The organism is Labrenzia sp. THAF191a, assembly GCF_009363335.1.
Classification (GTDB): domain Bacteria; phylum Pseudomonadota; class Alphaproteobacteria; order Rhizobiales; family Stappiaceae; genus Roseibium; species Roseibium algicola.
This window is the reverse complement of sequence record NZ_CP045333.1, coordinates 3,777,250-3,793,541: the sequence shown is the minus strand read 5'-3', so window position 1 is coordinate 3,793,541 and position 16,292 is coordinate 3,777,250. Positions and strand designations below refer to the sequence as shown.

Here is a 16,292-nt window from a genome sequence, read left to right as displayed (position 1 = left end):
GCACACTCTTGAGCAAGTGTCGCATCCTTCGAGACGGACCTGATGGTCCTCCTCAGGATGAGGTTTGATGGGAACAATTGACTATCGGATCTTTGAAACGAAGAAATCAGAAGACACCTCAGCCCTCACACGTGCGGCTGCGAGCGCACCATGACTTCGCCCACCTTGCGCCACACGTTGCGCTGCTTCAGCGTCTTTTCAGCCACATCCGCAAGATCCATCAAAACCGGCATGCCGCGATCCTTCAAACCCGGCATGGATTTGAGGTCGCCGCCGGTCCACGGCAGGAACGGATTGCGGCGCATGTGCCAGTGGATTTCCGAACGGACTGTCGGTTTGTCGGACGGCGTACGGCCGTGAAAGGCAAAGGTATCGGCCACGATCAACGTGTTTTCCGGCACCGCCATCTTCTTGGGTTGCGGCAGGCCAAGGGAGGCAAGCTCATCCGCCTTGATCCGGAAAGACCCGCTGGCATGGTGGGACCTCAGGTCCTTGGCTGCGCTCAGGGAGCATTCATACTCCCATTCCAGCCGCTCCTTCGTGAGTTTGTGTGAACCCGGCACGAAGAAGAAGGGCCCGTCGTCCTCACCGACGTCCTGCAGGAACAGCCAGGCCTTGGACGTCGCGTGGAACGTATCGGCGTGAGCATCGGACTGCGGATCTTTTTTCTTCACCTTCAACGGTTCTACCAGGACCGTCTGAATGAAATTGAGAGGCTGTCCACCCTGCGAGGCGGCATAGCGGATCATGTTGATCGCACGCGGATCACGCACCGCCTGAGCCAACGCAGCGTTTTTGCGCAACACCTCCGGCGGCAGCAATGTCATCCGCGTCACCGCCTGCCCCTGGCGCATCTCCCGCGATTCGAACGGCTGGTTGAACACTTCTTCCTTGAGCTGGCGGAAAGTTTCTTCCGGCAGGAAGTTCTTGACCAGGAAATAGCCGTTCTCATCGAAGAAAGCCTGCTGGTCCCGTTCAACCAGATGGGCCAGCTTCGCGCGTCTGCGGGCTGCAAGATCGGCAGCAAGCTGCACTCTTTTCTTGTGCAGGCCCCAGGTATTCAGCCTCTCGCTTCCCAGAAGCGGATTCTTGCGCGGAGACTTGTCGGTTCCGGCGAGACCCAGAACCCAGAACGGGGCTTTCAGATAGGACAAGGGTGTCATGCAGCACCAAAAATGAATTTCATCGAAGTGGCGTGTATCTAACACGTTTTTGCCTGCGGGTTTCAATGTTTCCATCCATTTCGGCGCTGTTTTGCGCCGTCAGAACCCATCGCGAAAGCGTCTTCACCCTTTGGCGGCAGTGACCTTTGCCGAATCCTGCGCTAACACCTTGAGGCATGATGACAACGGCACGAAATCTCGACCCCGCGAAGCTGGCGGACGGTCTGAAAGCCGGACAGCGCGCTGCGCTTGCCCGCGCCATCACGCTCGTGGAATCGCGCAAGCACGAGCATCGCCGCCTTGCCCAGCATCTGATCCAGGAACTGCTGCCTCTCACAGGCAAGGCCCTCAGGGTCGGCATCACCGGCGTGCCAGGTGTCGGCAAGTCCACGACTATCGACACGCTGGGATCCAACCTGACTGCCGCCGGGCACAAGGTCGCCGTTCTGGCGGTCGATCCGTCATCCACCCGTACCGGTGGGTCGATCCTGGGTGACAAGACACGAATGGCCCAGCTTGCGGTGGATCCGAAGGCCTTCATCCGCCCTTCGCCTTCCGCCGGCACGCTTGGCGGGGTTGCCGCGAAGACGCGCGAGACCATGCTGTTGTGCGAGGCCGCCGGGTACGACGTGATCCTGGTTGAAACCGTCGGCATCGGGCAATCGGAAACCACGGTTGCCGACATGGTCGACTTCTTCCTGGTCCTGATGCTGCCTGGCGCCGGTGACGAGCTTCAGGGCATCAAGAAGGGCGTTCTTGAGATCGCCGACATGATCGCCGTCAACAAGGCCGACGGCGACGGCGCTACCCGTGCCCGTACCGCTGCCTCGGACTATCGCGCAGCGCTGCATATTCTTGCTCCCAAGTCGCCCACATGGACACCGCCTGTCATCACGGTGTCTGGCCTCGCCAACGAAGGGCTGGATCACCTGTGGGAGCAGATCACGGTGTTTCGCGAGCGCATGCAGGCCAGCGGTGAATGGCATCAAAAACGCAGCGGACAACAAGTCGCCTGGATGTGGGACATGCTTCAGCAGCGCATGATGGAAGCCCTGACATCGAACACGCGAACCGCCGACCGCCTCAAATCCCTGGAAGAGGAAGTGCGCGGCGGCAAGACCGCTGTCTCGCTCGCGGTAGACGAATTAGCGACCTTGATGGGGCTTGGCGAATGAACACTTCAGGACGCAAGACCGTTCTGGTGACCGGTTTTTCACCGTTCCCGGGGGCACCCGTCAATCCGACGGAGCGCCTCATGAGACGGCTCGCCAAACGCATGGGCGCGCATCAGTCAGGTGTCGACTTCGTCTTCCATGTCCTGCCGACAACCTGGGCAGGGCGTGAAGATGTCACAGACCGGCTCCGCACCACCCTTTCGCCGGACGCCATCGTGCACTTCGGCGTCGACGGGACCCGGCGAACGATCAATATTGAAACAAGAGCCGTCAACAAGGCCGTACGCGTGCGTCCGGATGCATTGGGCAAAGCACCGGTCAAGCCGGAACTGGCAATCTCTCAAGAGCGCGCGCGAAGCTCAACCCTGCCTGCCAGGGCCCTGCGCGATGCTGCGCTTGCCGCAGGTGCGCCCGCACAGCTTTCCACCAACGCCGGAACCTATCTCTGCAATGCCACCTTGTGGGATTCCATCGGCTCGGGCATTGCCAGCATCTTCGTTCACGTTCCGGCTTTGCCGAAAGGTCCGCGCGACACGAGACCGACCTACCCTGTCATCGAGGAAGCCGCGGTCCGCATTCTGCGGGAACTGGCAAGGCGCCTGCGATAGGGCGAGGCTCGGGACACTCTCCTGAAGACTTTCCCCTCAACCCATCTCCCTCATGCTGAGGAGGGCTGAAAGCCCGTCTCGAAGGATGGGCCGCTTGCTCCCGAATGTGTCGCCCATCCTTCGAGACAGCACTTCGTGCTTCCTCGGGTTGAGGTGGTACTGGGTTATCGGGAATTCAGTATTTCGCGGCTTCAAAGTCCCCGAGCCTCAATAAACCACTTGCTCCTGCCCCTGTCTCAATGCACACGGCCAAGCAGTCTCTCGACCTGGCGGATGCAGTCGGCCGCCATGTCGGCGGACAAACCCGCCCGGCCGAGAACCCGCAAGCCGAAATAGGCTGTCAGTACGCCGCGCGCGGTGCCGCGAGCTTCTGCGCCCTCAAGCCCATCGTCCTGAAGCGCGCGGTAAAAACCGTTTTCCAGACGCCTTGTCATCGCCTGCAGCCTTGCCTCTGCCTCTGCGCCCCCCGCCTTGTCGACCAGGGCATTGCACAGAAAGCAACCGAGCCTGTCTCCATCTTTCTGGGCGAGGTCGGCAATGCGGCCGAACAGGGCAAGTATCCGGTCCCGTCCTGCCCCTTCCGAAGGGTCACCAAGAAAAGCGACCGTGTTGCTGACAACCTGATCGTTGTACCTGTCGAGTGCCGCCAGATAGACCGACTGCTTGTCCTGGAACGCCTTGTAGAAAGAACCCTTGGTAATGGCCATGGCATCGAGCAGTTCGGACAGCGAGGCTTCGTCATAGCCAACATCCCAGAACAGCTCCATGGCTTTTTCCAATGCCTCATCAGCGTCGAATTCCCGAGGTCTTGCCATGCGATCTCCCGTCAAGCCACTTCACAAAAAACTCAACCGTATGTCACGCGCTTGTGTTTTGTACCATTCGGTTCCTAACTCTATTTAGGAACCACCGGCAGGGTTGGTCAAGTGCGACCGATTAGGAACCAATCGGTTCCTATTTCAAGATCACTTGAACACGTCTTTGCCGGACCAATTCAACCCCTTGGGAGTGTCTCCAGATGTTTGCAAACCTCATTCGCGGCTCAGTTGCCGCCCTGGTCGTTGTCACCGGGCTTGTCTCCAGCGCTTTCGGTGCCGGTTTTGACGTCAACGCCACCATCACCGGCCTGGCCCTGCGCGGTGTCGATCCGGTTTCCTATTTCGTCAATGGCGCTCCGCAGGACGGCGACATTGCCATTACCGAAGTTCACAACGGCGCCACCTACCGTTTCGCGTCTGAAGAGAACCGCGATCTCTTCAAGCAGAACCCGGAAAAATATCTTCCGCAATACGGCGGTTTCTGCGCCTTCGGTGCTGCCATGGGCGTGAAGGTCGATGGTGACCCGGACCTGTGGAAGATCGTTGACAACAAGCTTTACCTGAACCTCGCACCGTCGATCCAGGAACGTTGGAACAAGGACGTACCGGGCTTCATTTCCAAGGCTGACGAAAACTGGGTTGGTCTGGAAAGCGTTGACCCGAGCAGCCTCTAATCGCCTCTGACCGGTCTCTTCTGCCCCTGTAGACCGGTTACCTGACCGGCCAGGCCATGTGCCTGGCCGGTCTCTTTTTTTCCGCCGGTTACAGCGTACGGTCTCGAAAATGCCAATCCGGCACGGCTCTTGCGATTTCAGCCACAGACACTTGAGGCGGATCCCAATCCGGGACGTCGGAAAGCAATTGGCCGGATCGATGACACGTAATCTTTCAAAACTGAACCGACGCGCGTTTCTTGCCGGGACAGCATTGTGTCTTTCCGGGACAGTCGCCACGGCCCAGATGAAGGTTGCCGACCTGCGCGGTTCTATCGATTCCGAAGATCTTGGTCTTCTGCCCAACGCGGCAGATGACCAGACCGCTCAATTCCAGAATGCCGTCAACCGTGCCGTTGAGCGTGGCCGCGCGCTGTTCCTGCCTGCCGGCACCTATCCGGTCGCCAATCTGCGTCTTCCCTCCGGCACATTGATTGTCGGCGTTCCCGGCAGAACACGGCTCGTCTACCAGGGCGGCGGTGGTCAGCTGATCCGTGCCGAGAATGTCGCCAATGTCGGCCTGACCGGGATTTCCTTCGATGGCGCCAATCGATCGATCGGCGATTTCACCGAGGGCCTGCTGCATTTCATCAACGTCAAGAACGTCACGCTGGACAATTGCGAGATCACCGGTTCTTCCAAGATGGGACTGTTGCTGGACCGTTGTTCAGGCCGGGTCGAAAATTGCCGGATCTCCGGTGCCGCGGAAGCGGGACTGCGCTCGAACGAGGCCAACGGCCTTGCCATCACCGGCAACACGATAACCGACTGCGCCAACGGCGGCATCTGGGTGCACCGCTGGCGCGAAGGCGAAGACGGAACCATCGTTTCCGGCAACCGGGTGGAACGTATCGGCGCCCGCTACGGCGGCACCGGCCAGTTCGGCAACGGCATCAATGTTTTCCGCGCTCATGGCGTCATGGTTTCCAACAACCGCGTGGCGGATTGCGCCTTCTCCGCAATCCGCTCCAATGCAGGTTCCAACGTCCAGATCATCGGTAATTCCTGCCTGCGCTCCGGAGAAACGGCGATTTATTCCGAATTCGGTTTCCAGGGAGCGGTCATTGCCAACAATATCGTTGATGGCGGCACGATCGGCATATCCATCGCCAACTTCATGGATGGCGGCCGTATGGCGGTCTGCTCCGGCAATCTGATCCGCAACATCAAGAAGGAAGGCCCCTACCCGCCGGAAGTGGCCGGCTTCGGCATCGGCATCGCCGTTGAAGCGGATACGACATTGACCGGCAATGTGGTTGAGGGCGCACCGAAATTCGGTCTGATGCTCGGTTGGGGCCCCTATATGCGCAACATCGCAGCCTCCCAGAACGTTGTTCGGGACTGCGGCACCGGTATTGCCGTAACCGTGGTTGATGGCGCGGGCGCTGCCGTCATCACCAACAACATCGTCCAGGGCTCGCAACAGGGCGCGATCAACGGCTACCGCTGGCTCGAAAAAGCGACCGGTGAATTGAACAATGTTTCGGAATTCGACAATCTCACCGTTCACGGCAACCAGATAGCGGCCTGACTGACCCGACCGCCCGGCACAAACGCGCTCATCCTCTGAGACAAAGTGTAGACTGCTTTCTCCATGCCTCAGATAAAAACCCTACGAGCGGAAACGGAACGGCGTGGTTTCCATGGTGAGCCATGGCATGATCAAGGAGTTCGAAAACCTGATGCTTCTCGGCAAACTCATCCCTAGAACGCACTTCCGCGCATTCCCAGGGTCGAGACGAACAGGTTTAAGAACTGCAAAGCTCCAGAGAGATCAATCCAGCGCAAACCGCAGTGACAGGCACGACAGGCCGCCATCGACCTTGCGGGCTTCGTGGGTCGGCAGGACGACGGTCGTGAAACCGGCCGCCTCGATGGCTGCCAATGTCTTCGGATAGCCTTCCGGCACCATCACGACATCATTCACACGGATCACATTGGCGGCGTAGTCTTCCCCTTCGGGAACGACCACAATTTCCCGGTCACCGAAAAAGCCGCTGTCTGCCATGACCTTGGTCGCCAGGATGACGCCATCGCCAAGTGTGGAACAGGCCGTCTTGAAATGCAGCACGCCATCGGGCGTCTCGCAGACTTCGGCCTTGTAGCCCCACTCGCCCAGCAATCCGGCAAAGGCATCGGCGCCCTCCCGGTCGGTGCGGGCGGACAGGCCGATCAGGATGACGTCGTCGAGCATCAGGACGTCGCCGCCGTCGACATGACCGTTCCCCGGCAGATCGACAACCTTGCCGAACCGGCTTTCCAGCGCCGCACGGATCTCCGCGCCTTCGCCTTCACGGCTGGCCGTGCCCGGCCGAAGCTGGATGGCGCCTTCAGGCAGGCAGAAGGCAGGATCCTCGACAAAACAACTGTCCGGGTAGGTTTCAAGCTGCGGCAGAACGTCAACCGTCAAGCCGGCTTCTTGCAAGGCCGAGACATAACGCTCATGTTCTGCCCTGAATTTTTCGCCACTCGGGTTGCCCGTGTCCACTGCCCGGATGCCGTCGGCCACGCTGTCGGCGGGCGTGCGCGTGATCGCGTGGGTGAAACGGAAAGACAAATCGGGACGATGTGCCATGAGACAACTCCTGTGACAGAACCAAGCGCTCAACCAGCCATCCGCATGGCAAAATTGCAAGATGTCCCGGCCCTGAAAACATGCATCGACAGGGCCTATGCACCGGTAAAATCAACCTTGCCGGACCTGCCGGACGTCTCCTCCGGCCTGAAGGAAGACATCGAGCAAAACCAGGTCTTCGTCGCTGAAACGGATGGCCGTATCGTCGGCTGCGCAATCCTGGGTCTCCACAGCCAAAGTGCTCATCTCATGAACATAGCCGTCGATCCGGATATCAGGGGCATGGGCATCGGGCGTCTGTTGATGGAAGCCGTCGAGGTCCTTGCCAGTGAGAGCGGAGCCACCGAGATACATCTGGCAACCCATTTCGCCATGCCTGAGAACGTTGCTCTTTACGCACACCTGGGTTGGAGTGAAATGGAAAGAACCGGCAACAAGGTGCTGATGAAAAAAGATCTTTGAGCCAGATCATAAGCGCTCGTCACACGCCTCTGCCTCAAGAGCCGAAAAAGCGGCATCTGAAACTAGAAGGAAACAAGTGAGAGCCAGGAATGAAGCCTGAGAGTGCGCCGGCTTGTTAAGGCAGCGCTGCTTTCAACTCGGTCAGGAACTCTTCGCGCGGCTTGATGTGTCCGGCCTGGATACCGACCCGGGTCAGGATCGGCGGGTTCACCAGTCCGTCAAGCAGAGCTGCCTCATCATCGTTCAGCTCCAGCATCGCTTCCAGAACGGTTGCCATCATCACTTCGGACGCCCGGGTTGCTCCGTCGTCGCATTTCAGCGCGACACCGAAACCAAGCTCGGGAATGGAAGCGCAGAAGACACCTTCGGCTCCGGTCTTGACGAACACTCGGCCACGGAAAGCTTCCATCACCCTGGTGCAGAAACGGCCTGTCCCGGCAACCATGTAAGGTTCGTTGATGCACGCATCAAACAGCCGTTCCGCAGCCTCTGCCCGAAGCGGCTCCATCCCCTCACCGGTTCCGAAGGCGGCAAAGGCGCGCGCGAAGCTGCGCAATGGTGAAGCGTAGGTCGGGATTGAACAGCCGTCTGTTCCGCAGACATCCTCGGACAGAGTGTCGCCGGTCATCTGCTCCATCACGTTGCGAACTTCACGTTGCACAGGGTGTTCCGCGTTTACATAGCCGCGTGTCTCGACACCCATCACCTTGGCCAGGCCAAGGAAACCGGCATGTTTGCCTGAGCAGTTGTTGTGCAGGCCGCAGGGCGATTCATCAGCCAGGATAAGTTTGGCTGCATCTTCCATCCGCTGGGGCCATTGCGGGCCGCACTCGAGATTGTCTTCGGCAAGGCCTGCCTTCATCAGCATGACCCTTGCCGAATTTGCGTGAACTTCCTCGCCGTTATGGGACGCACAGGCAAGTGCCAGTTCGGCATCTGAATAGTCGAGCGCTTCCGCCGCTCCCGATTCAACCAGGGGCAATGCCTGAAGTGCCTTGATGGCGGAGCGCGGAAACACCCGGGCTTCCACGTTGCCGATACCGAAAACCAGCTTTCCGGCGCTATCGACGATCGCAATGCTGCCCCGATGCAGGCTTTCGATCACGGTGCCGCGGGTGACGTCGACCAGAGCCGGATTGTCCATGAAGTTTCTCATTTCCAAGGTTTCACACTATCAGGCTAAGCGGATTCGGCCCGGGCCGCAGTCAAAAATGCGGAAAGACGGGCGAGCGCTTCGTCGATCACGGCATCCTGCTTGCAGAAGCAGAAGCGAATGTAGCCTTCAGGCGCATCCGATCCATAGAAGGCAGACACGGGAACTGCCGCAACGCCGGCGGCTGTGACCAGGGTTTCACACGCCTCGACGTCGGTCCGTCCAAGCCCCAGCCCCTCGAACCCGCAAGTCAGGAAGTAGGTTGCATTGCAAGGCAGAACGGAAAAGCCGAGGGCGGCAAGGCCTGCCGCCATGCGGTCGCGCTTTGTGGCAAGGTCTTGCGACAGGCCATCGTAGTAGCTGTCGTCCTTACGCAGGCCATAGGCAACAGCCTTTTGCAGATGTGGCGGTGTCGTGAAGGTCACCCACTGGTGCGCCTTGGCAATCGGATCCATCAGCGCGGCAGGCCCGGTGACATAGCCGACCTTCCAGCCGGTGAGCGAGAAGGTCTTGCCCGCAGAGCCGATCCGCACCGTGCGCTCGCGCATGCCGTCCAGCGCCATCAGCGGTGTGTGCCGATGACCGTCAAAGACGAGGTGCTCGTAGACTTCGTCACAGATCGCATAGGCATCATGCTGGCGGCAGAGAGAGGCGACCAACTCAAGCTCTTCGTCTGAAAACACCTTGGCCGTCGGGTTCATCGGGTTGTTGATGAGAACTGCCTTGGTCTTGTCGGAGAAGGCTGTCTTGAGAGCTTCAGCATCCAGCGACCAGTTGGGCGGGGTCACCCGGACGCGCACGGGAATGCCGCCGGCCTGCTTCACCAGCGGCAGGTAGCAATCGTAGAGCGGTTCGATCAGCACGACCTCGTCACCCGGCGAGACCAACGCGAAAATGCAATCCGCCAATGCCTCGGTCGCACCGGAAGTCACCATCACTTCGGTTTGCGGATCGACCTCGAGACCGTAGAAACGGCGATTGGCCTCGGCAACGGCCTGGCGAAGGTCCGGTATGCCAAGCATGGGCGGATATTGGTTCGGCCCCTGCAATAACGCATCAGCCGCCGCCTGCCGGATATCCACCGGCCCGTCGACATCTGGAAACCCTTGTCCGAGGTTCACGGCCCCATGCGCCATAGCCAAGCGCGACATGGTCTCGAACACGGTGGTGGCAATGCCGGTGAAGACCGGATTGGTCGGCTTCATGGTTCCTCCCGAGCGTCTTTTCGCCGGTTCTAATCCTACCCGCGTTTGCCGTCGAGCTTTTTCATTTGATCGAGGCACAGGCGCAGTTCGACCACCACGTGTCACATGAGTGTCGTTGACTCAGTCCATGACCCGCAGTCAGATAGGTTCCGCATCGGAACCTTGGCGGAGGAAACGTGATGCTCGGCGTTATTATTGGAATTGTGGCGATCCTTCTGGGAGCCAGCATCATTCTTCGACGAGCCGGAGTTCCAGCCGGCGGTCACAGGCTGGTTCAAATTTTTTCGAGCCGGTTCATGGGCGTCATTCTGGTGCTGATCGGCGGCTTCATGCTCCTGTCCTCTTCCTTCATCTTGGTGGATGCCAACAGTGTTGGTCACCTGAAGAGGATCTATGCGTTCGAGGAGTTGCCTGAGGGCCGCATCATTGCCCTGGACGGCGAAAAAGGCCCGCAGGCCCAGATCCTCGGGCCCGGCTTTCATTTCATTCCGCTTGTCCGGGTGCTCTACGATTTCGAGGAATGGGACGTCGTCACCATTCCCGAAGGCTATTATGGCCAGCTGACCGCACTCGACGGCGACGCCATGCCCTCCGGCATGTTCATGGCACCGGCAATTGCAGATGCAGATGTCGGCGACATGCTGAAGGCCGACAGCTTCCTGACGAAGGGCGGTCTGCGCGGCCCTCAGGAAACGGTGCTGAAGCCCGGGCAATACCGTCTGAACCGGTATCTCTTCGACATTCGCCTCGATGAGAATACCAACGCGACGATCATCCCCGCCGGGCACGTGGGTGTGGTCAAGTCCAATGTCAGTCAGCCCGGCATCAATTGCATCGAGGAAGAAGTCTCTGCCTCCTCTGTTTCCCGCGAGGCGCTTACCGTTCCCCTGGTGCCCAGGGGCTGCGTCGGCATCTGGAAAGACCCGCTCTTCCCCGGGGCCTATTACCTCAATCGGCAGGCCTATGAAGTCACGCTGGTCGATACCCGCGTCCAGACCTGGGAATACAAGGGCGGCTACGTAAAACGCATCATCGATCTCTCGGTAGATCAACAGGGCAATATCCAGCAGAACGAACGCTCCGTTCAGGAAGAGATCCCCAGCGACGCTGCCGACCGGGCGGTCTACGTCAAGGTGGAAGGCTGGGACATTCCCCTGGAACTGCGCGCCCTCGTTCAGGTCGATCCTGACAATGCACCCGTGGTCGTCGGCTCCGTCGGCGGACTGGAGGAGATTGAAAACCGCATCCTGACACCGGCCATCCGCTCGATCGTGAGGAACGTCGCCGGTGCCTCGATCCGCGTGCAGGACAAGAATGCCGACGGAACGCCGGTGCAGCCTGCGACCTACACCGTGCGCCCGACAAAGGTTCTCGATCTCATCGAAAACCGCGATGCCCTGGAACAGACCATCGAGCAGCAGATCAAGATCGAAGGCAACAAGGCCGGCGTCGACATCCGCGAGATCCGTCTGGGCGAACCGGCCATCCCGCCGGAACTGCTGGTCTCCCGCCTGCGCGTGCAACTGGCCGATCAGCTTTCCACCGCCTACGAACGTGAAACGGATGCACAGCAAAAACGCATCGAAACGGAACAGGCACGCTCCACGGCGGACGAACAGCCCCGTCTCGTGGAAGCCCAGATAGCCGTGCAGGTGGCCAATCAGCGCGAACAGGAACGCGCGGCCCTCGGCCGTGCCGAGCGCCAGTATCTGGAGGAACTTGCCCGAGGACAGAGAGCGCAGGTCGACGTTCTCGGCCAGGACCGCGTAGCTCTGCTGCAGGCGCTGGAGAAACTGCTGACCTCGCTGGAACGCAAACCGGAGCTGGTCGGCCTCGTCGGCAAGCTTGTTCCCAATACAGTTGTCGGTGGAGACAGCGGCTTTGCCGGTGCGGCCGCCCTTCTCGGTGCAAGCCTGGGACAGGCCCAGCAACCGGCAACTAGCCGTACATCCGGCGGGCAGTAGTCCGGATCAGCGGATTGGCCCGCCTAGCTCGGGCCATCCCCGGTATCCTTGTGCTCGTCACTCAGGACGGCGCGCAAGGCCTCCTCCACTTGTGGCACCAGATCCCGGTGCCGCTCGTGAAGGTAATGATAGAAGGCATATTCCTTGCGGCTGGACGGGAGGGAAAAAGCATCCTCAAGACCGAACCTCTCTATCATCTCCTTCGCCCTCAACTCGCGGACGAAAACCAGATCAAGCCGCTTCTGTTTCAGCATGAGAAACAGCTGCTCCGGTTCTTCAGCCGACCAGACTTCTGCAAATCCGCTAGCCGCCATTTCGCCAAAGACAGCCCCGCGCACATGCCCTGCCCGCAGGGATTTAAGATCCTCCAGGGATCTGTCCTTCAGGTCTGCGCGGTTGGTGTAGCCATAGGCCACAACAGAAAGCAGCGGCACATCCACCCTGACGAGGGTGGGATAACGGTCACCCACAGAGCCGATCCGGATCACTTCGCCATCGGTTTTGCCGGAGGTGGATTCCACCAGTGCCCTGCTTGGCGTGTTTTCGACAATCTCCAGTTCGATCCCAAGGCTCGAATAGGCTTTCTGCAGATAACCGACCGCCACCGGGGTCAAACCGGGAGCCTCAAACCCGGACAGCACAATTCTCTCGCTTGCGGAAGCGGCAGTAGCCAGCAGTAACCCGGCCAGCAAGCAGATGAGCCTCTTCGTGCACATAGTGTTCCTCGCAGCGTCTCGTCGGCCGTGCAGCCTGCGTAAAACCTTCAGCTCAAGCCGGTCTTGTGCAGAACGTGTCCATCTTTCTCCGGTGTCGTCTCACCGACACCGTCGGTTTCCTCACCCACCGGCACCGCCAGCATTCTTTTCAGAACTGCTTCGATCCTGGGCACCAGATCAGCATGTTTTTCATGCAGATAATGATAGAATGCGACCTCCTGCAAAGACGGTCGCAACGGGAAGACACCCACCAGCTTGCGGTCGCGGATGATGCGCCGCCCCGTGCCCTCCCCGGCAATGACAAGGTCGATCCGGTCCCGCTGGAGCATCTCGAACAATTGTTCGGGCGTATCTGCGGTCCATACCTCGGCAAACCCCTCTGCCAGTTCAGCGGCGAACCGTGCGCCCGCTACATGGCCGACCCGCAAGTGCCGGAGCTGCTTGAAGGACTTGCCGCGAAGCTGAGGCTTGTTCGTATAGGCGAAGGTCCGAGCCAGGATAATCGGAACATCGACACGCAACAGGCTGCGATGATCGGCTTCTATGGTTCTGATCCGCACCAGTTCACCGTCGGTCTTGCCGGAAGCTGCATCCAGCAGTGCCCTGCGAGGGCTGGTGATAACCGTTTGGATGCGGATGCCTATCTCCCCATAGGCCTGACTTAGAATACTCTCGGCGACGGGGGTCAGGTTGGGGGCTTCGAAACCGGACAGCTTGAGAACGTCCTGTGCCCGGGCGCCGGACATCAGAAGAAGAACGCTCAGCATGGCGCAAAAAATGAGCCGATGCATTCCGCCCTCCTTAAGCTGCCTGCACGACAATTTCGTTCACAACAAGCCGTTCAGCTGCGGCCACGTCCTCCGCAGTCCGGTATCTAGAGCAATAACCCTACGGGACAATTTGCAGACTTTCGAAGCTGATTGCAATGCGGTTGTACAATCTATCGAGAATAACCAATAACGTGCGCTTACTTGTCTCTCCTTCTGCCAGTCAGGAAAAGACTTCAAGGATCGAAAGATTTGGCAACGTCAGGAGTGCGAGCCGTAATAGTCCTCTGCAATCTTGTCGATGAAGCCTTCGTCGACTAGCTCCTTGATGACACGGTTCAATTCATCAAGCTTTGCCGCCCAACCCGATTTCTTGGAAACACCGAGATACAGGTCGACCGAGTTTCCAGGATTATACGGCGCCTTTTCAATCTTGTCGGCGAACCCCTGACGTTTGATCAGGTAGTCCACCTGGCAATCCGTACCGATCATGATACCGAAACGCCCCTTCATCAGCATGTCGATCAGGATCTGCTCCTGAGCAACGCCAACCTTGTCCAATGACGTATCCTGGTCGAACCTTTCGAAGTAGGCCGAATGCAACACGTAGCCGACCTGGTGTGGCGCCAGGTCTTCGTAGCTCCGGATTTTGTCGGCCTGTCCCTTGATGGTGTAGAAGGCGGTCGTGCATTTGAAATAAGGCGTATCGGTATAGGCGATGTATTCCGCCCGGTCCGGACGGAAAGCCAGCCCGGTCATGACATCGACGCCGCCCCCTTGCATCTCGGTGAGCGCCCGCCCCCAGGGCAGTTTGGCGATCCGGAGTTCGGCTTCTGTGCGCCTGGCAACTTCGTCCATCAGGTCCAGATCCAGCCCGATGAAGGTATCTCCCTCCGTAATCCGGAAGGGCGGCCAGTCATCTGTGGCCATGATCATCTCGTCCGCGCGTGCGATGCCTGCTGACACCGCAAGCAAAAAGGAAAAAGCAACGCAACAGATACGAGAAATTGACACAACAACAACCCCAAATAATCAGAGAATTAAAGTTGTTACCCAATTTCATCAAATATTATCGCTCGTATTATTGCAATATCGTAAATTGTATCCAGCAAGAACCAGCCCATCTTCCTTAACGGAAAATTTCTGACATACACGTGCTTTACTACCTCAACTGGCAAGCGCCGAACCTTTATCAAGGAAGAACCCCGGTCAACGCATGGCTGCTCCTGCCCGGCCTGCCTTGCTGCGTTGCAAAAAATCGATTAGAAGGTGGCAACTTGATCCAGGTCAAAAGTGGAAATCCGGGCAGGGATTGGCGCTGACCTAAAAAACCACACCAAATATCCGGAGCAGCCCGTGTCAGCACGCGCGGAGGCCGTTGCGCCTGAACAACCTTTGAAAATGGATGCGTCCCGCATCAAAACCGAACTTCTGGCCGGGCTTACAGTTGCCCTGGCGCTCGTTCCCGAAGCCGTGGCCTTTGCCTTTGTTGCCGGCGTCAATCCGCTGGTAGGTCTCTATGCAGCATTCTTTGTCGGTCTGATTACGGCCTGTATCGGCGGCCGTCCCGGCATGATTTCCGGCGCGACCGGCGCACTGGCCGTGGTGATGGTTTCCCTCGTCAGCCTGCACGGGGTGGAATACCTCTTTGCCACCGTCGTGCTGATGGGCCTCATCCAGATCGTGGTGGGCGTGCTGAAGTGGGGCAAGTTCATCCGCATGGTGCCCCATCCGGTCATGCTTGGTTTCGTCAACGGCCTTGCGATCGTGATCTTCCTTGCACAGCTTGGCCAGTTCAAGGTTCCAGATGGCGCTGGCGGACTGACATGGATGGAAGGCTCCCAGCTGTATCTGATGCTCGGCCTGATAGCCCTCACCATGGCTGTTATCTGGTTCCTGCCCAAGATCACCTCGTCTTTCCCCGCGCCGCTTGCAGGCATTCTGGTTGTCTCCGCGCTCGTGCTCGGCTTCAACCTCGACACCCGCTCGGTTGGCGATCTCGCGTCGATCGCCGGCGGCCTGCCGGATTTCCACATTCCCATGGTGCCGCTGACGCTCGACACATTGCAGATCATCCTGCCTTATGCCGTGATCCTGGCAGCCATCGGCCTCATTGAATCCCTGCTGACGTTGAACCTCGTGGCTGACCTGACGGGCACCAAGGGCGGCGCGTCCAAGGAATGCCTTGCACAGGGCACGGCGAACGTCGTGACCGGCTTTTTCGGTGGTATGGGTGGCTGCGCCATGATCGGCCAGTCCATGATCAACGTGAAATCCGGTGCACGAACCCGGATTTCCGGCATTGCCGCAGCTCTTTTCCTGCTGTCCTTCATCGTCATCGCTTCGCCCTTGATCGAACGGATCCCGGTCGCAGCTCTGGTCGGCGTAATGTTCATGGTGGTCATCGGCACCTTCGCGTGGACCAGCCTGAAGATCATGCACAAGATCCCGCCGATCGACGCGCTTGTGATGGTCATCGTCACCTGCGTCACCGTTTATTCGGACCTCGCGGTCGCTGTCGTGGTCGGTGTGATCATCTCCGCGCTTGCTTACGCCTGGAATGCAGCCAGCCGGATCCGTGCCCGTATCGGCACCAGCAAGGAGGGCTGGAAGGTCTATCGCCTGACCGGCCCGCTGTTCTTCGGCTCCACCACAGGCTTTGCCGACCTCTTCGATCCGTTGAACGATCCCGAGGACGTTGTCGTCGACTTCATCGACAGCCGCGTGGTCGATCATTCCGGTCTGGAAGCAATTGACGCCCTCGCCTCGAAATACCTTGCTGCTGGCAAGCGTCTGCACCTGCGCCACCTGTCGCCGGACTGCAAGAAGCTGCTGGCCAAGGCTGGCGATCTTGTCGAAGTCTCGGTCCTAGAAGATCCGGATTACGAGATTGCCGTGGACTACGGTCACACGTTCGACCGGGCAGAAAAGACCTCCTGACGCACGCTTTTCCAAGCGCGACGAACCAAGACC

The 16,292-nt window shown here is 59.1% G+C and carries 15 protein-coding genes; 7 read left to right on the top strand and 8 right to left on the bottom strand.

Going from position 1 to position 16,292, the window contains the following annotated elements:
• Window positions 1–125: 125 nt before the first annotated feature.
• On the bottom strand, window positions 126–1,163 hold the full coding sequence (locus FIV05_RS17415; protein ID WP_152510438.1) for a phytanoyl-CoA dioxygenase family protein: 1,038 nt from the start codon (window positions 1,161–1,163) through the stop codon (window positions 126–128).
• Between the two features lie 176 nt (window positions 1,164–1,339).
• On the opposite strand from FIV05_RS17415, the gene meaB reads away from it, so the two are divergent.
• On the top strand, window positions 1,340–2,338 hold the full coding sequence (meaB, locus tag FIV05_RS17410; protein ID WP_152510437.1) for a methylmalonyl Co-A mutase-associated GTPase MeaB: 999 nt from the start codon (window positions 1,340–1,342) through the stop codon (window positions 2,336–2,338).
• On the top strand, window positions 2,335–2,946 hold the full coding sequence (locus tag FIV05_RS17405) for a peptidase C15 (protein ID WP_152510436.1): 612 nt from the start codon (window positions 2,335–2,337) through the stop codon (window positions 2,944–2,946). The genes meaB and FIV05_RS17405 overlap by 4 nt, the downstream gene beginning before the upstream one ends.
• A 236-nt stretch (window positions 2,947–3,182) precedes the next feature.
• Here FIV05_RS17405 and FIV05_RS17400 read toward each other — a convergent pair whose 3' ends face one another.
• On the bottom strand, window positions 3,183–3,761 hold the full coding sequence (locus FIV05_RS17400; protein WP_152510435.1) for a TetR/AcrR family transcriptional regulator: 579 nt from the start codon (window positions 3,759–3,761) through the stop codon (window positions 3,183–3,185).
• A gap of 203 nt (window positions 3,762–3,964) precedes the next feature.
• Here FIV05_RS17400 and FIV05_RS17395 point away from each other — a divergent pair, with 203 nt between their 5' ends.
• Entirely contained in the window at window positions 3,965–4,438 is a 474-nt protein-coding gene (locus FIV05_RS17395; RefSeq protein WP_023000956.1) for a YHS domain-containing (seleno)protein, read from the top strand.
• 199 nt (window positions 4,439–4,637) lie between these two features.
• A complete protein-coding gene (locus FIV05_RS17390) occupies window positions 4,638–6,008 on the top strand; it encodes a TIGR03808 family TAT-translocated repetitive protein (protein ID WP_209009691.1) in 1,371 nt (456 codons plus the stop codon).
• A gap of 243 nt (window positions 6,009–6,251) precedes the next feature.
• On the opposite strand, the gene FIV05_RS17385 is transcribed toward FIV05_RS17390, so the two are convergent.
• Complete coding sequence (locus tag FIV05_RS17385; protein WP_023000954.1) at window positions 6,252–7,052, bottom strand: arginine deiminase-related protein; 801 nt, start codon at window positions 7,050–7,052, stop codon at window positions 6,252–6,254.
• Window positions 7,053–7,097: 45 nt separating this feature from the next.
• Between FIV05_RS17385 and FIV05_RS17380 the strand changes: the two genes are divergently transcribed.
• Window positions 7,098–7,514 (top strand): GNAT family N-acetyltransferase, encoded by a 417-nt coding sequence (locus FIV05_RS17380; RefSeq protein WP_209009690.1) that lies wholly within the window; start codon window positions 7,098–7,100, stop codon window positions 7,512–7,514.
• Between the two features lie 115 nt (window positions 7,515–7,629).
• On the opposite strand, the gene FIV05_RS17375 is transcribed toward FIV05_RS17380, so the two are convergent.
• Window positions 7,630–8,658, bottom strand: a complete 1,029-nt coding sequence (locus FIV05_RS17375; RefSeq protein WP_152510434.1) for an asparaginase — start codon at window positions 8,656–8,658, stop codon at window positions 7,630–7,632.
• Between the two features lie 35 nt (window positions 8,659–8,693).
• On the bottom strand, window positions 8,694–9,872 hold the full coding sequence (locus FIV05_RS17370) for an aminotransferase (RefSeq protein ID WP_152510433.1): 1,179 nt from the start codon (window positions 9,870–9,872) through the stop codon (window positions 8,694–8,696).
• Between the two features lie 179 nt (window positions 9,873–10,051).
• On the opposite strand from FIV05_RS17370, the gene FIV05_RS17365 reads away from it, so the two are divergent.
• Window positions 10,052–11,836, top strand: a complete 1,785-nt coding sequence (locus tag FIV05_RS17365) for an SPFH domain-containing protein (RefSeq protein ID WP_152510432.1) — start codon at window positions 10,052–10,054, stop codon at window positions 11,834–11,836.
• A gap of 23 nt (window positions 11,837–11,859) precedes the next feature.
• Here FIV05_RS17365 and FIV05_RS17360 read toward each other — a convergent pair whose 3' ends face one another.
• The 3 genes from FIV05_RS17360 to FIV05_RS17350 form a co-directional block, all read right to left on the bottom strand.
• Window positions 11,860–12,552, bottom strand: coding sequence for a transporter substrate-binding domain-containing protein (locus tag FIV05_RS17360; protein ID WP_152510431.1), 693 nt, complete (start codon window positions 12,550–12,552; stop codon window positions 11,860–11,862).
• Window positions 12,553–12,599: 47 nt separating this feature from the next.
• Window positions 12,600–13,343, bottom strand: a complete 744-nt coding sequence (locus FIV05_RS17355) for a transporter substrate-binding domain-containing protein (RefSeq protein WP_152510430.1) — start codon at window positions 13,341–13,343, stop codon at window positions 12,600–12,602.
• Window positions 13,344–13,580: 237 nt separating this feature from the next.
• The gene (locus FIV05_RS17350) at window positions 13,581–14,249 is read right to left on the bottom strand and encodes an ABC transporter substrate-binding protein (RefSeq protein ID WP_209009689.1); all 669 of its coding nucleotides are present in this window, start codon (window positions 14,247–14,249) and stop codon (window positions 13,581–13,583) included.
• 471 nt (window positions 14,250–14,720) lie between these two features.
• Between FIV05_RS17350 and FIV05_RS17345 the strand changes: the two genes are divergently transcribed.
• A complete protein-coding gene (locus tag FIV05_RS17345; protein WP_152511966.1) occupies window positions 14,721–16,259 on the top strand; it encodes a SulP family inorganic anion transporter in 1,539 nt (512 codons plus the stop codon).
• Window positions 16,260–16,292 lie beyond the last annotated feature (33 nt).

Coding starts and splice junctions, on each gene's coding strand:
- FIV05_RS17415 (WP_152510438.1), bottom strand. CDS start 1,163: ATGACACCCTTGTCCTATCTGAAAGCCCCGTTCTGGGTTCTGGGTCTC.
- meaB (WP_152510437.1), top strand. CDS start 1,340: ATGATGACAACGGCACGAAATCTCGACCCCGCGAAGCTGGCGGACGGT.
- FIV05_RS17405 (WP_152510436.1), top strand. CDS start 2,335: ATGAACACTTCAGGACGCAAGACCGTTCTGGTGACCGGTTTTTCACCG.
- FIV05_RS17400 (WP_152510435.1), bottom strand. CDS start 3,761: ATGGCAAGACCTCGGGAATTCGACGCTGATGAGGCATTGGAAAAAGCC.
- FIV05_RS17395 (WP_023000956.1), top strand. CDS start 3,965: ATGTTTGCAAACCTCATTCGCGGCTCAGTTGCCGCCCTGGTCGTTGTC.
- FIV05_RS17390 (WP_209009691.1), top strand. CDS start 4,638: ATGACACGTAATCTTTCAAAACTGAACCGACGCGCGTTTCTTGCCGGG.
- FIV05_RS17385 (WP_023000954.1), bottom strand. CDS start 7,052: ATGGCACATCGTCCCGATTTGTCTTTCCGTTTCACCCACGCGATCACG.
- FIV05_RS17380 (WP_209009690.1), top strand. CDS start 7,098: ATGGCAAAATTGCAAGATGTCCCGGCCCTGAAAACATGCATCGACAGG.
- FIV05_RS17375 (WP_152510434.1), bottom strand. CDS start 8,658: ATGGACAATCCGGCTCTGGTCGACGTCACCCGCGGCACCGTGATCGAA.
- FIV05_RS17370 (WP_152510433.1), bottom strand. CDS start 9,872: ATGAAGCCGACCAATCCGGTCTTCACCGGCATTGCCACCACCGTGTTC.
- FIV05_RS17365 (WP_152510432.1), top strand. CDS start 10,052: ATGCTCGGCGTTATTATTGGAATTGTGGCGATCCTTCTGGGAGCCAGC.
- FIV05_RS17360 (WP_152510431.1), bottom strand. CDS start 12,552: ATGTGCACGAAGAGGCTCATCTGCTTGCTGGCCGGGTTACTGCTGGCT.
- FIV05_RS17355 (WP_152510430.1), bottom strand. CDS start 13,343: ATGCATCGGCTCATTTTTTGCGCCATGCTGAGCGTTCTTCTTCTGATG.
- FIV05_RS17350 (WP_209009689.1), bottom strand. CDS start 14,249: ATGGCCACAGATGACTGGCCGCCCTTCCGGATTACGGAGGGAGATACC.
- FIV05_RS17345 (WP_152511966.1), top strand. CDS start 14,721: ATGGATGCGTCCCGCATCAAAACCGAACTTCTGGCCGGGCTTACAGTT.